Origin of the sequence: Paenibacillus sp. USHLN196, from assembly GCF_037144955.1 — a bacterium.
GTDB classification, from domain to species: Bacteria; Bacillota; Bacilli; order Paenibacillales; family Paenibacillaceae; genus Paenibacillus; species Paenibacillus xylanexedens_C.
Genome location: NZ_JBBCYH010000002.1, coordinates 375,090 through 395,286, shown reverse-complemented (window position 1 = coordinate 395,286; position 20,197 = coordinate 375,090). Strand labels below are relative to the sequence as shown.

The following is a 20,197-nucleotide window of genomic DNA, read 5'->3' as shown; positions in this document are numbered from 1 at the left end:
CATAATCTGATTCGTCGCGGCCGGCGGCCTTATCCGATTTTCCCAACCGGAAGATCCTTCAGCCCTTGATGCACTGCACCCAGCAAACGGTGAGTAGGATCACAACCGTACTCCCAGAACATGATTCCGGCCAGACCTTGTTCCTTTACGTAATCACATTTGCAATGGATCGATTCTTCATCATCATAAGATATGAGGCTGGACCCATTAAACAGAAACGGTGCACAGGCTTCCTCATCCCAATAACGGATGTATCCATTCTTGTTGATGTACTTCGCTTCCAGCTCTGCAAATGACGGACCGTAGCCGCCTGTGCTACCAGCCATTTGATGGAGCCCGTGGTTTTGGTCAGGAACCTCATTCCAGATCCGGGAATAGAACGCAGCTCCGATCACAATTTTCTCCTTCGGGACACCAGCGCGAACAAACAGGTTCACGGAAGCATCCGTACTAATTCGAAACAGATCTCCTGTTGGCGTGTACAGATTCGTATGGTGTCCGGTCAGAACCTGAAAACCGCCACGCATATCATAGGTCATCAACTGAACATAGTCCAGGTACTGCTGCACCTCGGCCATCTCTGTACCATCAACGTAGTATTGATCAGCCCCTGCCGCAATGGTGAGCAGATAATGACGGCTATCCTCGGCTCCCTTGGCATCCAGTGACTCCCGAATTGTCTTGAGTAGCAAGGTGAAATTCCGTTTATCATCAGGACTGGATGCGATACCAGCTTCACCATAACAAGGATACTCCCAGTCCAGATCAATCCCGTCAAAAGGGTATTCCTCCAACACCCGGACTGCCGATGCGGCCATGGTGTCCCTCCCCACTTGAGTTGAGGCGGCCTCTGAGAAACCGCCAGCACTCCATCCGCCAACAGACAACAGCACTGTAAGATTCGGATGCTCCCGCTTGATGTTCCGGATCACATGGCCGTTTTTTAAATGCTCGGTGGTGATTGCATCATTTTTGACATGTCCGAAGGCTACGTTCAGATGTGTTAACTTCGACAGATCCTCATGTGCCATATCGGGGAGAACTGAATCAACAGCATAACCCGCAGCAATATATTTGGTCACTCTCTTCACTCCAATCCGTTCGATGATTGAGATATCGCAGCAGCTATCTGCAAGGCTTCCTTTCCCGTACCGATCTTGTAACCGGAAGCCGTATAACGGATTTGATGCTGAGTATCCAGTACAAATAGATGTGGATAACCCGCTTCGTGAGCTGCAGGCTTCGAATTGAAGCCGGACAAGGAAGCATAACTGGAATCTCGTACAAAAACCGTACGTACAGGCAGCTTTGGATAACCAGCAGGGTCAAAGGCAGCGTTCCATTCTGCATCTCCGATTATGAGTACGATTGGTATACCCAGCTTATCCAGCGGCTCTGCCAGCTCGCACAGTTCACGAATCAGATGTTTGGTCGGTTCCCGCTCCGGTTCAATCCAGGCAGCAATGGCACCCTCCGATCCCAGAAGTTCCTCCAGTTCTACCTCTGAGCCATCCAGACGGGTCAGAATACTTTCTGGTACCAGTTTACCCAGTACAGGAATATCAACCTCATTCTCGCGATAAGATAATACAACCTCAGTGGTATCTCCGGCGCTCACGGTAAAGTAAATAAAGCGTACTTTAGCCGTTCCATCTTTCAGCCTAACGCCTGTCGTTAAGCGATAAGCGCCTGCCTCAACCTCATATGGCTCACTATAGACATCCGTACTGCCATAAGGATAAATCAATGTCGTGTAGATGCCATCTTTCAGACGGGCAAACGAGAAGTTTTCGAAATAAGATGCTGCAGGTGTGTCCTGTGGAGCTTTTATATCCCAATGAAGTTGGAGCATTCCCCAGCTTCTGCTCTCCTGAGTTAGAGGTGAGGTGAGACTAAATACTGCATCCTCCCAGCCTCTGTCACTTAGATACTGTGGTTTCTGTGCGCTCGGATGTAATCGGGCCGGAATACCCAAACTGCGACATACAGCCACAAACAAAATATCCAGCGACTGAGAGTCTCCCTTCATTAGACTATACGTCCCTATTGGATTCCCTTTGCCTTTTAGATTGGGAAGATCTTCATAGTATTCATACTGCTGTTCCAGTATTTGGGCAATTAGCGAGGGATTCTCCCTGAAAGTTGCCGCTTCATCTGCCGAAAAGGCATTCTGGAATACACCCCGATAAGGGACCAGCATCTCATAGGAGATCCGCGGACACAGGATGTATCTCACGAACGTATCTTCCGCCCATGACCCTTGCTGCGAGAGCGCACCGATCAGATGATCGTCCAGCGTCTGACGAAAGGTATCCATTAAATCTTTTTCATTCATCGACTCCAACAACCGGAGCGGCCACTCACCATATGCATTGGAACGTTCCTCCAGAAAAGCTGCGATTTCGCGACTGTTCCCTCGTGCCTTCCGTAGAATGTCCCATACCCGTTCCGAAGGCAGTCCAGCCGAACGAGCCAAAGCAAACGCCTCTTCCTCACTCAGGAATGTACCCTCATATCCACTCCGAATCTTCGTGCCTTCCTCCAGGCGGCGGTTGTGATCCCGGATCTTCTCTTCCGGTAATGCAGTCACTACTTCTCCCTCCCCTTCCGGAGGGGGAACCATATCAAAATCCACGATCCCTGATGGCTGCTCTGACGAGTTCAACACTAGCTCAACATGATCGCTGTCCTGAGCCTTGTATAGGATTTCACTCCACTTGCCGCCGCTGACCGCACGAATCAAAAGTTCGCCATAGCCTGTCTTAAAAGCAGCTTCCCCTTGTGCGTCCGTCCTGATTTCGGCAATCGGATAGAATTCAGCGGTATTGTACAGCTCAAAACGGACACTCGCGCCGAGTACAGGCTCTCCCTGTTCATTTTTCACCTTCACATAAATGTTGCGTGTGGGCGCATAGTTCTCAAGCAAATTAATTTCCGTAAATCCCTTCTCGGAGAGCGTTATATCCTCCGGTCCGGGATAGTCGGCATAGATCCTCGTATTAATCAGCATGGCCCTGCGGGCTGGCGGACTGAACCACCCTTGGTTCAGACGGGCTTCAGGCTCGCATGCCCCGATGTAATACCATTGACCATCTGCCCAGGCTTCTACCCAAGCATGGTTACTGTCACAGTGAGCCCAGCGCGGTGTGTAGACCTGACGGGCGGGTATGCCAATGCTGCGAAGAGCGGCCACCGCCAGCGTGGATTCTTCGCCGCATCGACCACGAGCATTCCGGATCATCGTCAGCGGTGATATCGTACGCAGATCGCTGCCAATATAGGTCGCTTTCTCATGACACCAGTAATTGGTCTCTAGAATGGCATCCGCCATGGATAACTTCGCTGTCCGCTCGGCTAATTCGTCATATATCAAACCGCGGAAATCTTCAATATTCTCCGTATTTATGCGATAAGGCAGTACAAAATGAAGGAACAAATGATCAGGAACGCGTTCTCCCCAAGGCACACGTTTGCGGGTGTCCAAAGCCTGGCGCACATGGCTCAAGAACAAGGCCCCGTTATAATCAGCCATGTCGTTTACCGGCATATAGGCATAGACATACTTCAGTGCCCATGTCTCTTCTTGCGTTAGCTCCTGCTGAAAAACATGAAACAATTCCGATTTGCGGGCCTCTGCAAAACGTACCTTCTCCTGGAACTTCTGCTCAATCCTCTCCAATGACTGTGCATCAAGGGAAAACACCAAGGTTTGGCTGGTCATTGCGTTCTCACTCCTTCCACAGCTTTCCGTCTTCCCGAATACAGATCAAGGCCGTGCCATCCGCGGAAGGCGCAGTAATCTGGAACAGGCTGCGAGTCGTTTCAATAACAGGCTCACAGCTCCACGATTCCTCACCCATAAGCAGCTTCACATCCTGTGTAAATTCACCATGGGTTTCATAATAATTGCGTTCACGGTAATAGAGCTTACGAAGCTCCCATTTGATTCGTTCGTCTTCCGTCAACTCAAACGAATGATCCGTTCCGTCATCCGAGAATACAACATAACCCCACAACTCCGGGTAATGCATATTGATGATGCCCATAGGTGACCACACCCAGTTGTCCTCCGGATAAGGTTTACCCGTATCTGGATTCAACACCTTGCGGTACTCACCGTCCTGTACCTCGGTTTGCCACTCCACACGCGAGAAGTTGACACGCCAGAACTCACCCGGCGCAGGTGGACGGTTTCCTTCGGCACATTCCTTTAGACTGGCCCAGGGAATCGCAACTTCCACGCTCCATTTCCGGTTCTCTGCATCAGGTCTGTTCAGTTCCCCATCGATATATACGGCCGTCTTGAGACCGCTGATATCCCAACCGTTAACCGGAGGCCCACCATCCCGATAAGGCTTCACTAATAACAGGTCCCATACCGTATTGAGCGCATTGATCTCGAACTCATAATATTGATGGGAATCCCCGTCGGGATCGATAAAAATTTCGAAGTCATTGTCATAAAAAATAACGGAATCACGTTCAGTCAGGGTAGCCCAGATCTGATCTTCAATCAGCTCGGCAGCAAAATAGAAATAGTCGTCATCCCACAGCATTTTTACCCGTGTCTGTTTCTCTGGCTTCGGACGAAGATCCCCTTCGATATCAACGAAATCATCCGTCCAATGAGCCGCATTCCAAAATGCCTTATCCACACGACCGTCTAACACCAACGGTTCCTGCGCACGCTTGCATATATAATGTTTGGGAGCATACTCAATCCTGGGTTCTGGCACTCCACTTCTGTTCATGTCACTCTCTCCAATTCGTAAGGGAGGGCATGCATCTACCAGCACATGCCCTCCCCGTAATGGTTAGTTATGGGTGACAACGGCTCCAGAGCCGCCGTACATTTCCAGCTCCTCATCAAATTCGAGCTTAAGAACGGTCACCTGTTCATGCGTGTCCTCCGGGGTCATCTTGATCCACGTTGTCCCCGGGATATTGAACCAAGGCACGCCCCCATGAATCTCATGATTCAGCTCTTTGCCCGAATGCAGCACGGTAATTTTCTTGATCGGATTGCAGAGACCCTTGATGCACACATTCTCTTTTGGATCGTCATACACAAACAGGTACAGCGTCTTTCGATCCTCGGATACGGTGCTTCCCCCCAGATAATAGCGGGGCATAATGCCTTCGCCCGTACCAAAGACGGCCTCTTCATGGGTTCGGATCCATGCTCCCAGCCCAAGCAGAATGTCCTCCTGCCTCTGATCGATGGTGCCATCTTCACGCGGACCGATATCCAGCAACATATTACCGCCCATCGAAATGCAGTCACAGAACATTCGAATGATCTGATTTAACGATTTGTATTTATGATCGGTTGGCACATAACCCCATGATGTGTTGATCGTGGTGCAGAATTCCCAGGGTCCCTCCGGTCTTGTGATCGGAATGCCTTGCTCAGGCGTTTTGTAATCCCCATAACCCTGCAGACGGGAGTTAATGATAATATCCGGATTGAAAGATTGCAGGTAATGCTTGAACTCCGGCAGATTCCACTGCTGGGCGCTCCGTTCCCAGTCCCCATCAAACCACAGCAGATCCACCTTTCCGTAATTTGTTAAAATCTCTCCCAGTTGGTGGTTATTGAATTGCAGGAACTTCTGCCACTTTACCTGATCCTGAACGCCGTCCACAGGACTTGAATGCCGGTTGACTCTGCTGAGATCCTCGGGTACTTTTCCACCTTCATACACGCTAGGATAATCCGGGTGTGACCAATCAATCAGCGAGTAATACATCCCCAGATGAATGCCCTTTTCCCGAATCGCTTCCGCATATTCCTTCACAATGTCACGATTCGCTGGTGTCTGTTTGACAACATTGAGATCGCTATATTGCGTATCCCATAGAGCAACGCCATCATGATGCTTCGTTGTTAATACGGCATAACGGGCACCAGACTTCTCAATCAAGTCCGCCCACTTCTCCGCATTAAATTCCGATGCCGTAAAACCATCCAACTGTTTCATATATTCTTCATAGGATATCCTGCCATTATAGAAGGACCAGGATTCCGCAACCCCGTCCACCGCATAGATGCCATAGTGGATGAATATCCCCAGTTTGGCTTCTTCAAACCATTTCTGCATAGCTGTCCACACCTCTTTCGAGAGTCCTTATCTGTGAAAAATCTTTAGGTCATTCTCCAGTATTCCAGCGGTCATATGCCCCCTGATACAGTTCGATGATACGGTCACTGCCCATTTTCTTCATCTGTGCAGTGTACTTATCCCAGTTCTCAAGCGGTTCCTGACCGGTCACAAACTTCGCTTCCATCTGTTTGACGTACGTATCCAGGTCAGACAATAGAGCGGTTGCTTCGCTTTGCTCTTCATTCGTCAGATAAACGTTAGGAAATGGTGCTTTTCCGATAGGTACCAACTTCTCTTGATTCTGCTGGTCAATCCACTCATCAAATTCGGTGCGTAGCCCCTTCGCTACATCCGGATCATTAATACCCGGTGTCAGGATACCAAAGTTCGGCGTGATTTTACCCCGGTATTCCTCACGATCACCGCCGCCAGGAACAGGGAGCCACTCTTTCACGTGATTTTCCTTGTCTTTGAATTTCCACAGCACACCTTCTGGACCTTGATTGAACAGTGTCGCACCTTCATAGCTGTATAAGTAATCGATCCATCGCATCGTCGCCTCGGGTGACGGGTTGCTGCTTGTAATAGCAAAGGTACCGCGAGCCGACATCCCCGGATGCTTGCCGTACACTGGAGAGTCTGCCACCTCGCTCTTCACGGGTGTCATCAGCGGATGATCCGTGCTAGGTTCACCACCAAGCGTGAAGTATGGATGGTAATCGTTGAACAGTGCAAGTTTGTTGCTTTCACCTTTAGCTTTTTTCTGATCACCTGTTTGAGAGAAGGTCTCGTGATCCAGCAAGTCTTCCTTCCACAAGCGGTTCATGAATGTAAGATAACCTTTGTAGCCTTCTTCTTGATAAGGATAGTGAACTTTTCCGTCTTTATCGGAATAGATGCCTTCGTTGTACATTCCCCAGAAGCCGAAGAAAAACATGCGAAGATCATCCAGTTTTACAGAAGTAAGCGGTATTTCATCTTGCTGGCCATTGCCATTAGGGTCTTCTTCTTTTACACGCTTAAGATACGTATACAATTCTTCCGTAGTCTTGGGCTCTTCTACGTTAAGTGCCTTCAAGAATTCCCCGTTGTACCACATTGGGCCTCTATACCACACGGCCGCTTTATCAATGAATGGGAGTGCATACATATGCCCATCAGGTGTTGTAAATGATTTGCGGACATCCGGGTTCTCATCGAGGATCTTTTTGATATTGGGTGCATAACCTTCGTCAATGTATTTTTCCAACGGAATCAGAATGCCCTGGCTACCATAAGTCACCTGCTCAGCTGGCTTGAGGTCTGCAGCATAGAACATATCTGGCAAGTCCCCGCTCGCGAAAACCAGATTTTTCTTCGTTTCAAAGCTATCGATTGGTGAGAGCTGGTACTCCAGCTTGATGCCCGACAGTTTCTCCATTTCTTGCAGCACAGGCATGGTGCTCCAGTCGGCTACGCCCGCATCCTGGGACATGACCTTCAACGTTAGTGTTTTGTCTACAATGGGGAAACCTTCTTTTTTGACCCCCTCTACTTTGGAGGTCGTGCTTCCGTCTTCATTGGTTGAACCACAAGCTGCAAGCAATGTTGCGAATAAGGTGAGACAGAGTGTAATGGATGAAGCCTTACGAAGCTTTTTCATGACAACAACTCCCCTTGTTTAATGTGGTATATGGATTAAGATCATCCCTTAACGGAACCGATCATAACACCCTGTACAAAGTAACGCTGTAGGAACGGATAGACTGCAATAACCGGAAGGGTGGCAACAATAATGACGGCATATTTAACCAGTGCAGCGATCTCCGCTTTGGTATTCATCGCCGTTGCTGAAGACGTATCGATAGCGCCTCCCCCTTGAGCCGCCATTTCCTGAAGCACCAGAATCTGGCGCAGAAAGAGCTGCAGCGGGTACTTGGAAGAATCATTCAGATAGATCATGGCACTAAAATAGCTGTTCCAGTGTCCGACTCCATAGAAGAGCGCCATCACTGCAATGATTGGCATGGAAAGCGGGAGCACAATCTTGATGAACAACCGGGTGTTGGTACACCCATCAATATGCGCCGCTTCCTGTAACTCCTTGGGAATGGTCGATTGGAAGAACGTCCGGCATACGATAATATTCCATATGGATGCAGCTCCAGGCAGAATAAGTGCCCACATGCTGTTCACCATACCAAGATCCTTAACGAGCAGGTAACTTGGGACAAGCCCTCCGCCGAAGAACATCGTTACCATAAACATCGCCATGAAGAATCCACGTCCCACAAAGTCCGAGCGGCTGAGCGCATAGGCTGCGGGTAGTGTAACAATCAGGTTAACGATGGTGCCTACAACGGTATAGATGATCGTGTTTTTGTACCCAATCCAGATGTTGGTGTTCTCAAACACCCGGGCATAACCTTCAAAAGTAATGCCTTTGGGTAGCAGCCACATCTCACCGGAGGCTACATATTTGGGATCACTGATTGAAGCACTGATGATGTATAACAGCGGATACAGCACAATGACGAGCGCTACCGTCAGATAGATGTAATTGCACAATAAGAACAATTTATCACTTCTGCTTTCTTTCACAGCGGATGACATGTGTATTCCCTCCTTTTACCATAGGCTGTTTTCACTGGTGCGGCGTGCAATCTGATTCACGGTAATAAGCAGAATTGCATTCACTACGGAGTTGAACAATCCCACCGCCGTAGAGAAACTGTACTGCGCATCGACCAGACCGGACCGATAGACAAATGTTGAGATGACATCGGACGAGCCCATGTTCAGCGGATTTTGCAGCAACAGGATTTTCTCGAATCCGACGCCCAGAATACTGCCCATATTCAGAATTAACAAGATGGTGATTGTAGGGATGATCGCTGGAATGTTAATATGCAAAATCCGTTTAAACCGGCTCGCACCATCTACCACAGCCGCTTCATGCAGTTGCGGGTCCACACCCGATAGAGCGGCAAGGTATATAATGGTGCCCCAGCCTGCACTTTGCCAGACTCCTGACAGAACATACACTGTCTTGAACCACGCAGGGTCCGTCAGGAATTGAGGTGCCTGGAATCCAAGGGCCTGTACCAAATTGACAATCATGCCTGACGATGGTGATAAAAAGGTAATGATCATCCCCGACATGACAACGACCGAAATAAAATGCGGTGCATACGTGACGGTCTGTACGGTACGTTTGAAAAAGGAGTCCTTTACTTCATTGAACGCTAACGCAAGAATGATTGGCAGCGGAAAACCTATGGCCAACTCATACAAGCTGATGCTAAGAGTATTCCATAGCAAATCCCAGAAATAATAAGAATTGAAGAAACGGATGAAATGATCGAATCCGACCCACGGGCTTCCCGTGACACCAAGTGTCGGGATAAAGTTTTTGAATGCGATCTGTATACCGTACATCGGACCGTAATGGAATATCAGAAAGTATAGAAATGCTGGCGCGATAAACAGATACAACTCCCAGTTTCGAATCATCCTTCTCCATAATTTATTTTTCTTGCTGTTCGGAATCGTGTTTACCGCTAAGTTTTGCGTCGAGGGAGACTCCCCATTTAGCTGCATCAGTTTGTTTCCTCCTTTTATAATGAAAATCCGGCCGTTTGTGAGGAAGAGCCCAGCACACCTGTTTAAATATAAGGAAGGATTTCCGAAACGTTTCCATGACGAGCAGCTCTGTTTCCCTCCCTATTTGGTAACGCTTACATACTGAGTTTATGGATCATTCTCTAATTCGTAAATATGCCATTTCCATCTTCACTCTTAAAATCACGGAATATACTGTTACAACGGGGGTTTACACTTTTGTTATCAGCTTGTCATTGTCATTTTGGGGAAGTAAAACATGTAGAATTTGACCTTTTTCCCTCCTTTAGATGTCATTTGGAGTTGTATCCTACGAACTTGGAAAGATGTTGGAACTAAACGGAGGTTAGCAAACAGGCCTTAAAGTCAAAACCCACATACTTACCTGACCAGGGTGTTCATGTCTAAACGCATCATACTGCAGGGAAAGCCACTTAAATGTTAAATCGAAGTGTAATATTATCTTTCATATACATAACGCATAATACAAACCTGTAACTGCTTGTCCTTATTCTATAATTCTCCTCCCTCTTTCGTATATATGTTGTTTTTATCTTTGCCTATAGGATACATGAATGCCTGTAAACACTGGGGATATTGAGTCGTATATGTAGATTTTGCACAAGGCTTGTAAACTGAGTCCGGTGAGTTTTTTTGGAAAAAGACCATAATATAAGCTGCTACGATAACACAAATTAGCTGTATAACCTTAACAAATACCCATTATATATTTCATAGATTATAGATTTATGTTAATAAACATAACACAAATAATTTATAAAACTTCATAAAGTGTAATTTAAATTATCATACAAAGGAAAAGTTGTCATGTAACCCGACTGAGATGTTCACTTCAACTCAAATGAAAAACCCACCTTCCATACATATATGGAAGGTGGGTTTGAGGATACATATCCGTTTAATCAGCGTTTAGTTTGTATGGTTTGCAGTGAATTTACTTACCAGAAGGTTGAGCTTCTGCCGTATATCCCGTTGGGATATCCGTTTCTGCGGTCACATTTGTGATAACCATCGGATACATCATGTCTGGATCAGGTTGAATAATGGAGTAAAGCACGATAGCGCGTCCATCCTTCTCCAATTTTACATCATCAATCTTCAATCCATAACCAGGGTGTGGCATTTCAGCACTGAGTTTAACTTTGGTTGTTTTGTCATCAACCTTCGTCGTTGTTACTTCAGGTACAATCGCTTGTTGGCCTTCACCTGGATTAGTTGGAGCTGGCTCTGCCGAGCCGCCATTGCCGTGTTTATCCACAAATTCAAGTGCATTGAAGATCATGCTTGCAGCCTCCATACGGGTAAGCGACTGATCTGGACGGAAGTTACCGTCCTTATCCAGTTCAATGATGTTCATGTTCAGCAGGTTCTGGACTGCAGATATGGCGTCCTTACCGATTTTATTTTCGTCCTTAACAAGATTATACTTCATGATGACCGGATAATTCCCGGTTGTGTTAATCCCTTCATGTAGCAAAATGACAAACAGTTCACGCGTCATCTTGCCCTGCGGGTTCACTTCAACCGGAATGGACAGTCCATTCTGAGTAGCGGCTTGAACAGCGTCAGCATACCAAGTGTCCGGACTGATTTTATTCTGAGCGGATGCTTCCGCAAATTCATTTTTCAGACCAAATGCATTCACAATCAGTTGAACACCCTGTGGCTCGGACAATGCAAGATCTGGACGGAACAGATCCGCTGTTACTCCGTTAACAATGCCTTTTGATTTCAATGAATCGACAACCGACTTCTGCCCTTCATCTTTCACATCTGAAAACGCGAGTACCGATGCACCTCCTGCTGTCAAAGAAACGCAGAGCGCAAGTGTTGCAGCCAATCCTCTTTTATGTTTCATTTCCTGGCACCTCCATATGTTTAGTAAAGCCTATTTGTTACCTCTTCATTCCTACAGACGGGGTATCCCTAGAAAATGTTTCAGTAATTTCGACATCTGGTGAATACAACACGAGAACACGGCATACAACTCTTCTCCAACGCCGATAATCTAAATCACCTGCTTTTTGCTAAGTGGCTTCGTTGACATCCCATCGGATTAGCGCAAAAATAAGAATAGAGAAATCCATTGGATGACGGATAAACAGCAAACCGGATCGCATACAGTAAGAGGGCACGACGCGCTAATAACCAGGTGTCGGCCCTCTTCTTGACTCCACCTGAACTGACTTCACCTATACCAAAGGAGAACAACGCTTATGTCCAAGAAAGGATTACTTCGCGGTTATGTTGTGTCGAACTGGCCTGTATATCTGATTGCTGTTCTTCTGATTATTGCCTCCAATGTCGGGCAGGCATCCCTCCCCCGCATACTGGGCAGTTTCACCGACCAGTTGATGCAGAATACACTTCAGATGCAGACAGTCGTAAGGTACAGCCTTTCCCTTCTGGCTATTGCCATCGGGTATAATCTGCTCTTCGGTACCGGGCAATTCATGATTATGAAGCTCGGTCGACGGTTCGAATTCATGACGCGTGAGCGTATATTCAGTAAGTTTTCCGAACTTAGTGAGCATTATTTCTCCAAACAGGGGAACGGTAAACTGCTCAGTTATTTCATGAATGATGTGACTTCCGTACGTGAAGCCATATCGAACGGCGTGACGCTCATGACTAATGCCACCTTCCTCTTATTATCCTGTATCGTCATGATGTTGCTTAGCGGGATTCCATTGTCTCTTATTCTGATTAGTATCGTGCCCTTGCTGGCCATTCCATTTCTGGTTGTGTTTTTCGGTCCGCGAATTCGCAAGCGCTCTCGTGACGTACAGGAGGCCCTTGCGACCATGACGGAGTCCGCAGAAGAACAACTGGGTGGTATTCGCGTAACCAAGACATTTGCCATCGAAGACAGTGCCCGTGAACGTTTTGGAACCACCGTCGATGCGATCAAAAGCAAACAGCTGCGGCTTGTCCGCCTGTCTTCCCTGTTTCAGGCTTTGCTCCCGCTGCTCGGAGCGATCTCATTGGTTGTTTCCCTTCTTGTTGGAGGAATGATGACCATGCAAAATTCCATTACACTCGGAAGTTTTGTCGCCTTAACGTTATATCTGCGCATTATCATGGGACCGCTTCAACAGATCGGCAATGTCATTAATACTGTCCAGCGCTCGGGGGCATCCCTGGAGCGAGTGAATGACCTGCTGAGCGAAGTAGCCGATGTACGTGAACTTCCTGAAGCCACAGCGCTCCAAACCGTACAAGATATCACCATGGAGAATCTAACCTTCTCCTATCCTGGCAGTTCATCTCCTGCTCTCCAAAACATTCAACTGAATATCCGTGCCGGGCGAACCGTCGGTATTGTAGGCAAAACAGGTTCTGGTAAAAGCACCCTCGTTAAGTTATTGCTACGTACATATGAACCACCTGAAGGATCGATCCGCATCAATGGTACAGATATTCGGCAGTTATCGCTCGAAAGTCTTAGATCCCGCATCGCCTATGTCCCTCAGGATGGATTCCTGTTTAGCACCACCATCCGCGATAACATTGCATTTAGCGACCGGGAAGTATCGCTGGATACGGTGGAGCATAGTGCGCGCCAAGCCATGATCTATGACAATATTGTCCGATTCCCCGACCGCTTCGATACACGACTTGGCGAACGTGGGCTTACGCTATCTGGCGGACAGCGTCAACGAACGAGCCTCGCAAGAGGACTGATCAAGCAAGCACAGTTACTTATTCTGGATGACAGCATGAGCGCGGTTGATGCTGTCACAGAGAGTGGTATTCTGCGCAGCCTGCGTGAGATCGGCAAAGGCAAAACCACATTAATCATCTCTCACCGTATCAGCGCAGTCCGTCATGCCGACGATATTATCGTTCTGGATGAAGGGCGAGTTGCTGAACAGGGAACACATGCTCAGCTGATGGCTGCCAAGGGATTATATGCGGCAACCTATCGTTTGCAGGAGGAGGGATTGCATCATGTCTAACGCTAAGGCTGAACTTCGCCCAGATCCAGAGGCCGATCAGAGTAAACGAACTTCGTTCAAGGCCATGATGGCATACGCCAAACCTCATAAATGGGCCTTTGCCGGTATCTTCTTCTGTTCACTGCTTGGCATATCGGCAGATCTGCTGCAACCCTATCTGGTGAAGATCGCCATCGATGATCATCTGGCCATAGGCCAGACCAGTGTGGGCTTTCTCGTTCAACTCGCAGCCATTTTTCTCGGGCTGGCTGTCATCAGTTTTATTTTTACCTATATCCAGAATAATCTGTTGCAGCATGTGGGACAGAACATTGTATCCCGGATCCGAAAGGACCTGTTCAAGCATATCTCCAAAATGTCCATGTCCTTCTTTGACCGTTTCCATATCGGCAGTCTGGTTACGAACGTATCCAGTGATACGGAAACCATCAGCAGCTTTTTCACTCAAGTACTGCTCAGTCTGATTCGAGATGGCATGATGCTGGTGCTCATTATCGTCTTTATGTTCCAGCTTGATCCTGTACTGGCGAGTTACTCCCTGATCGTGCTGCCTGTCATTGCCGTTGTTGCAGTATTATTCCGTAGTCGACTGCGGAAAGCTTATCAAAATGCTCGTACGCGTCTTTCCCGTTTGATCGCATTTACGGCAGAGAACTTGTCCGGCATGTTCCTGATTCAAGCTTTTCACCAGGAAGAAGAACAGAAGAAACGTTTCTCGGAACAGAATGCACTCCATCTGAAAGCCAACATTGCGCAAGCCCGTTCCAATGTCATATTCAACCGCACGTTTGATATCCTTGGTAATGCGGCACTGGTCATGATGGTCTGGCTTGGAGGTCGCGCCGTATTGGGTGAGTCCCTGCAAGTCGGGGTATTGTATGCGTTTATCAGCTATATTCGTCAGTTCTTTCAACCGATTAACCAGATTACGATGCAATGGAATACATTCCAATCGACCACTGTGTCGATGGATCGCATCTGGAACATTCTGAATACGCGGCCTGAAGTGGCCGATCCCGAACCTCAACAGGCTTCGTCACTGGAACCTCGGAACGTGATGGGGCAGATTGATTTTAATGATGTATCGTTCGGTTATCAGGCAGATCGGCCCTTGATCCAGCAGATGAACCTGCACCTCTATCCGGGTGAAATGGTAGGTATCGTTGGAACAACAGGTGCTGGCAAAAGTACACTGATCTCCCTGCTCAATCGCTTCTATGATGTAGATAAGGGCAGTATCGAGATTGATGGTACGGATATCAGGCATCTGCCGCAGGCTAAGCTTCATCGTATCGTGGGTCTGATTCAACAGGAACCCTTCCTGTTCTCCGGTTCCATTATTGATAATGTGAGAATGTTTCGTGAGGATATTACGAGAGAGCAGGCGATTGAGGCCTGCCGGTTTGTCGGAGCACACGCGATGATTTCACGTTTGCCTCAAGGGTATGATACGCATCTATCCGAACGCGGAAGCGGTCTGTCTGCCGGGGAGCGGCAGTTGATCTCGTTTGCCCGGATCGTGGTGTTCCAGCCTCGCGTGCTCATTCTGGATGAAGCAACCGCCAATCTGGACTCACATACCGAACAGCTCGTACAGCAAGCGCTGGAATCGGTATCCCAAGGACGCACAACCATCGTCATTGCCCATCGTCTGTCCACCGTGATGCACGCCGATCGAATTCTGGTGATGGAGAATGGGGAAATTGTGGAGGAAGGCCCACACAAGGAACTGATCGCTGCCAAAGGCGTGTATGCAGACTTGTACACCCATGCGCGTGATGCAGGTAAAAATTCAGCTATATCCGGGTAATGAACCTGAGTTATATTATACAAAGAACGTTGAACATGCCGCTCTGCTCATGCAGGCGGCACGTTTGGCATATCGATCAGCAATGTTCATGAGGAGGAGTATCTATGCAACAACCTGAAACACCCAAGCATGACGGTCAGCAGATTCGTTACCGTCGCAGCACGGCTCTCTGGAAAGGAAGTCTATGCTTGTTGTTCCTTCTCTTGTGCGTGATCCTGTTGTGGATCATCGTAGATGGACAAGCCGAAAGACTGGAGACGATATACTATTCCATCGCAGCCGTACTGGGCATGTGGTTGATCGGGCCATTGTTCTTCATGTTCCTGTCTCGACTAACCAGAACCCCCGCTGTTTTGTTGTCTTGGGATGATGAGTCTGTACGTACTGGCAAACGGAAGATTCCTTGGAGCCAGATTCGTAAAGTTGAACTCGCCTCACCCGCTCGTAGTAAGTGGCTACTATCCACCTCACCCATGTTTGTCCTGTACCTCAAGGACGGCACGCGATCTCACGTTCAGACCGATCACCTGCTCAGCAAAAAAGAACTGAATCAGGCAGTGACTTTGCTTCAGCAGGCTTTACAGGAACAGCAGCAAGCTCTATGAGCATCGGGATGGATAAGGACAAGCTTCCCACACATCACCGTGATTTCTCTACACCTATGGACAGGCTGACTTTGTAATTGCCGTAAGGCAGCAAAGCTTCCAGCAGTTGACCCAACTGCTCTGTGTTACTGGTCTGCACTCTCATCAGATAACAGCCTTCTCCGCTCACACGATGGACTTCAACGATGTCCTCACGTTCGGCAGTAAATGCACGAAAGGCGGTATGTCTGTCGCCGGAGTTCAGAAAAACCGTGACAAAAGCCTGTAGGCCGAGGCCTACACGTTCGGGGTTCCATTTTACCGTGTACCCTTCGATTACACCCAGATCTTGCAACTTACGCACCCTTGCACCAACAGCCTGCCCTGTAAGGTGCACCTCTTCACCAATCTCTTTGTGAGAACGCTTGGCATCCCGGATCAGGATCTGCAGAATGCGTATATCTGTGTGATCTATCGTTTCATTCATTAGCTTCAGCAATCCTTTCACCGTGAAATTAGTGCAGCCTGTTTCCATTCATCATGTTATGTACGACGTCAAAGGGGTTGTATACCATATAGGGTAATACTATTAAACAACCTGAAGGAGTGCAAATATAATGAAAATTCAATTGATTCGCCATGCTACACTCTGGCTGGAATTCGGAGGGCTGAATATCCTCGTTGATCCGATGTTGATGGACGCTGAAGTCATGCCTGCATTTCCAAACACACCGAATGAGCTACGTAACCCGAGAGTCGGTCTGCCTGAAATCGAAACGGATTATCTGAATCCGGATCTGTTGATTATCACACACACCCATCTGGACCACTGGGATGAAGCAGCAACGAAGCAATTTCGCAAGGACATCCCGCTGATCTGCCAGCCTGGGGACGAGAACGTATTTCTGGAGGCTGGATTCACGGATGTAACAGCTGTAGATGAGAAGCATGAGCATCACTCTGTCCGATTCGCCCGTACTTCCGGGCGTCATGGTACGGGTGAAATCGGCGAACATATGGGCAAGGTGTCCGGCTTTGTACTCGAAGCAAATGGAGAACCTGTCACGTACATTGCCGGGGATACGATCTGGTGTGAAGAACCCGCCGAGGCTATTCGCCAATACAGCCCTGAAGTCATTGTCCTAAACGCCGGAGGAGCTCGCTTCGTAGAGGGTGATCCCATTACAATGGACGGGCCTGATGTTGCAGCCGTGAAGCGCCATGCGCCATCTGCTCATGTCATCGCTGTGCACATGGATGCGATTAACCATTGTGTGGTGTCTCGCACGGATCTCGCCACTTATCTGGCATCCGAGCAGTTGGACGGTCAGGTGCTCATTCCACGCGATGGCGAAAGTTTTGAGTTTAAAGCGTAAGTGAGACCGTAGCACATGACAAAAAAAGCTGGATGCGATGAACTCGCACACAGCTTTTTTTGATTCCAGAAGTACGCTAATCCATTACTGGACTTTCAAACGAATCACGTTCCATGATGCTTTCGCCAGGCTCGCCGTAATCAGGGTATCGGAGATGACTGCACCCCCACGATTATGAGGAGCCACACGATTCGGTTGTGCTGCCGTATTAGATGCTTTGAGATCATCACTTTCCAGCACGATGTGCTCGATCACGGTACACTTCCCGAAGCTGCGCAGGTCCACTTCGAGCGGAAGGGATTCTTCCAGATGGCGGTTGACTGCAAATACAGTCACTTCACCCTGTTCTTCGTTATGCACCGCAATAGCTTCCAGATAAGGTACATCTGTGATTTGTTTTGTATCGTATTTCGGAGACTGGATCAATGGCACCAATGCTGTTCCGCGTCCGAAGAGAGACGTATGCATGAATGGATAGAAGATCGTCTGTCTCCATGAACCACCGCCCGTATCTGTCATAATCGGTGCAATCACGTTAACGAGTTGTGCCAGACATGCCATTTTGACCCGATCCGCATGTTTCAACATACTGATAAGCATACAGCCGACAAGCAGTGCATCCTCATGATTGTAGATATCCTCAAGCTGTGGCGGAGCAATCTGCCATGGGTCCATCTTCGAATCATTTTCATTGGAGTGATACCATACATTCCACTCGTCAAAGGACAGATACATCGTCTTCTTGCTGCGCTTCTTCGCTTTGATATAATCACAGGTCGCCTTCACCGTATCGATAAAACGATCCATTTCAAGCGAGCGTGCGAGGAACGTTGGCGTATCTTGCTCCTGGTTGCCGTAGTATTGATGTAAGGACAGATACTCCACGTGATCATACGTATGATCCAGCACCGTTGCTTCCCACTCCGGGAACGATGGCATGTTCAGGTTCGAACTTCCGCAGGCTACCAACTCAATCGTCGGGTCCGTCCACTTCATGACTTTTGCCGCTTCCACAGCTAACCGTCCATACTCTTCTGCCGTTTTGTGACCAATCTGCCAAGGGCCATCCATCTCGTTACCCAGACACCATGTTTTGATCGCATGAGGCTCTTTATAACCATGCTTGATTCGAAGATCACTATAATACGAACCTTCCGGATGGTTACTGTATTCCACAATATTACGAGCTGCATCCGTACCCCGTGTTCCCAGATTGACCGCCATCATCACTTCGGAATTGGCCTGTTTCGCCCAGTCCACGAATTCGTTGAAGCCAAATTCATTGGTTTCAATCGTTCTCCAAGCCAGTTCAAGTCTGCGTTTGCGCTCAGACACAGGTCCAACCGAATCTTCCCAATTGTAACCGGATACAAAGTTACCCCCAGGGTAACGTACAATCGGTACTTGAAGCTCCTTGACCATCTCCAGCACATCTGTGCGAAAACCCTGTTCGTTCGCCGATGGATGTCCTGGCTCATATATTCCACCGTACACGGCACGTCCGAGATGCTCAATGAACGAACCGTATAAACGCTTATCAATTACGCCAATTGTAAAATCCTTGTCTACCGTCATTTTTGCTTTTTCCATAAAGAATTTCAACTCCCTTAGATTAATATAAAAATTAATTGATATTCTATGGATCAACGTTCATATTTATATTAAAATCGATTATAGCCTTAATTTCAACAGGAATTTTGCAAAATGTTATTATTTTCACTGGATTTATGTTTAACTTAATTCTATACACGAAAATTGGAGGAACAATTGTGATTAGAGCAAATACCGATGCCGAATGGCTCCCTCTATATGAAGCACTCGCCAGTGAAGTCCGTTTACAGATCATCCGCCTGGTTGCAGAGACACCCATGAATGTGAAGGACCTCGCTGCTTCACTGGGTTTGAGTAGTGCCATCGTGACCATGCATGTCCGCAAACTTCAGGATGTGGGCATTATTCAGTCCAAAATGATACGCAAAGATGGCGGCACCCATAAAATGAACAGTCTTGCTGTAGATTGGATTGGCATCTCCATGCCCCAGGAAAGCGGGACAGCCCGCAAGCTGCACGAGGTTTCCGTCCCTGTGGGACACTATACTCACTTTGACGTCTATCCGACATGTGGTCTGGCTACATCCACTCAGGTCATTGGACAGTACGATGACCCTCGTTATTTTCTAGACCCCGAGCGGATGCATGCCCATATTCTGTGGTTTGGCCGTGGATTCGTGGAGTACAAAATCCCAAACTATATCTTATCCGGACAGCAGATCAATGCCATTGAATTATCTCTGGAAATTGGATCAGAAGCCCCTTCGGTGAATCCGAATTGGCCCTCAGATATTACATTTATGCTTAATGGCATCCCATTGGGGGAATGGACAAGCCCTGGAGATTCAGGCAACGGCCGCGGCATGTTCACCCCGGAATGGTGGAGTGACAGTATCAATCAATATGGCATGCTCAAGGTGCTGCGAATTACGAATGAAGGTACGTTTATCGATGGACAACATCTATCCGAAATTACACTCGCAGATATCCCGGTTGAACGCAACCAGTGGACTCTTCGTCTTTCGGTGGAGGAAGATGCTCAGCATGTAGGCGGTCTTACCTTATACGGTGAGGGATTCGGCAACTACAATCAGGATATCCTGTTCCGACTGTACTATCAGGATTGAGTCCATCGGGATAACAAATAACACAAAAACACCTTCCACTCGCCTTTTAAAGGCATATGGAAGGT

General features: G+C 47.9%; 15 protein-coding genes. 5 read left to right on the top strand and 10 right to left on the bottom strand.

What is annotated here, in order from left to right:
• Positions 1-29: 29 nt before the first annotated feature.
• The 8 genes from WFI24_RS04990 to WFI24_RS04955 all read right to left on the bottom strand — a co-directional run bounded on the left by WFI24_RS04990 (position 30) and on the right by WFI24_RS04955 (position 11,583).
• Positions 30-1,082 carry a glycoside hydrolase family 18 protein gene (locus WFI24_RS04990; protein WP_221819050.1) on the bottom strand — a complete coding sequence of 351 codons (1,053 nt, stop codon included), beginning with the start codon at positions 1,080-1,082 and terminating at the stop codon, positions 30-32.
• A 5-nt stretch (positions 1,083-1,087) separates the two neighbouring features.
• Entirely contained in the window at positions 1,088-3,721 is a 2,634-nt protein-coding gene (locus WFI24_RS04985; RefSeq protein WP_221819049.1) for a transglutaminase domain-containing protein, read from the bottom strand.
• Between the two features lie 7 nt (positions 3,722-3,728).
• Complete coding sequence (locus WFI24_RS04980; protein WP_221819048.1) at positions 3,729-4,751, bottom strand: carbohydrate-binding family 9-like protein; 1,023 nt, start codon at positions 4,749-4,751, stop codon at positions 3,729-3,731.
• A 63-nt stretch (positions 4,752-4,814) separates the two neighbouring features.
• Positions 4,815-6,101 (bottom strand): alpha-L-fucosidase, encoded by a 1,287-nt coding sequence (locus tag WFI24_RS04975; RefSeq protein ID WP_336759226.1) that lies wholly within the window; start codon positions 6,099-6,101, stop codon positions 4,815-4,817.
• A 49-nt stretch (positions 6,102-6,150) separates the two neighbouring features.
• Entirely contained in the window at positions 6,151-7,746 is a 1,596-nt protein-coding gene (locus WFI24_RS04970; RefSeq protein WP_336759224.1) for an extracellular solute-binding protein, read from the bottom strand.
• A 41-nt stretch (positions 7,747-7,787) separates the two neighbouring features.
• The gene (locus tag WFI24_RS04965; protein WP_036668765.1) at positions 7,788-8,696 is read right to left on the bottom strand and encodes a carbohydrate ABC transporter permease; all 909 of its coding nucleotides are present in this window, start codon (positions 8,694-8,696) and stop codon (positions 7,788-7,790) included.
• 15 nt (positions 8,697-8,711) lie between these two features.
• Positions 8,712-9,683, bottom strand: a complete 972-nt coding sequence (locus tag WFI24_RS04960) for an ABC transporter permease (RefSeq protein WP_237176658.1) — start codon at positions 9,681-9,683, stop codon at positions 8,712-8,714.
• Positions 9,684-10,659: 976 nt separating this feature from the next.
• On the bottom strand, positions 10,660-11,583 hold the full coding sequence (locus WFI24_RS04955; protein WP_336759222.1) for an S-layer homology domain-containing protein: 924 nt from the start codon (positions 11,581-11,583) through the stop codon (positions 10,660-10,662).
• Between the two features lie 358 nt (positions 11,584-11,941).
• On the opposite strand from WFI24_RS04955, the gene WFI24_RS04950 reads away from it, so the two are divergent.
• From WFI24_RS04950 to WFI24_RS04940, 3 genes are all read left to right on the top strand, one after another.
• Complete coding sequence (locus WFI24_RS04950) at positions 11,942-13,684, top strand: ABC transporter ATP-binding protein (protein WP_336759220.1); 1,743 nt, start codon at positions 11,942-11,944, stop codon at positions 13,682-13,684.
• Positions 13,677-15,494 (top strand): ABC transporter ATP-binding protein, encoded by a 1,818-nt coding sequence (locus tag WFI24_RS04945; RefSeq protein ID WP_336759218.1) that lies wholly within the window; start codon positions 13,677-13,679, stop codon positions 15,492-15,494. The genes WFI24_RS04950 and WFI24_RS04945 overlap by 8 nt, the downstream gene beginning before the upstream one ends.
• Positions 15,495-15,598: 104 nt before the next feature.
• Positions 15,599-16,099 (top strand): hypothetical protein, encoded by a 501-nt coding sequence (locus tag WFI24_RS04940; protein WP_336759217.1) that lies wholly within the window; start codon positions 15,599-15,601, stop codon positions 16,097-16,099.
• A 34-nt stretch (positions 16,100-16,133) separates the two neighbouring features.
• Here the strand turns inward: WFI24_RS04940 and WFI24_RS04935 are convergent, their stop codons facing one another.
• Positions 16,134-16,565 carry an Lrp/AsnC family transcriptional regulator gene (locus tag WFI24_RS04935; RefSeq protein WP_336759216.1) on the bottom strand — a complete coding sequence of 144 codons (432 nt, stop codon included), beginning with the start codon at positions 16,563-16,565 and terminating at the stop codon, positions 16,134-16,136.
• A gap of 130 nt (positions 16,566-16,695) precedes the next feature.
• Between WFI24_RS04935 and WFI24_RS04930 the strand changes: the two genes are divergently transcribed.
• Complete coding sequence (locus WFI24_RS04930) at positions 16,696-17,454, top strand: MBL fold metallo-hydrolase (protein ID WP_336759215.1); 759 nt, start codon at positions 16,696-16,698, stop codon at positions 17,452-17,454.
• An 84-nt stretch (positions 17,455-17,538) separates the two neighbouring features.
• Here WFI24_RS04930 and arfA read toward each other — a convergent pair whose 3' ends face one another.
• Positions 17,539-19,044 (bottom strand): arabinosylfuranosidase ArfA, encoded by a 1,506-nt coding sequence (gene arfA, locus WFI24_RS04925; protein ID WP_145320764.1) that lies wholly within the window; start codon positions 19,042-19,044, stop codon positions 17,539-17,541.
• 182 nt (positions 19,045-19,226) lie between these two features.
• On the opposite strand from arfA, the gene WFI24_RS04920 reads away from it, so the two are divergent.
• A complete protein-coding gene (locus WFI24_RS04920; RefSeq protein ID WP_442956198.1) occupies positions 19,227-20,132 on the top strand; it encodes an ArsR/SmtB family transcription factor in 906 nt (301 codons plus the stop codon).
• The last annotated feature ends 65 nt before the right edge of the window (positions 20,133-20,197 follow it).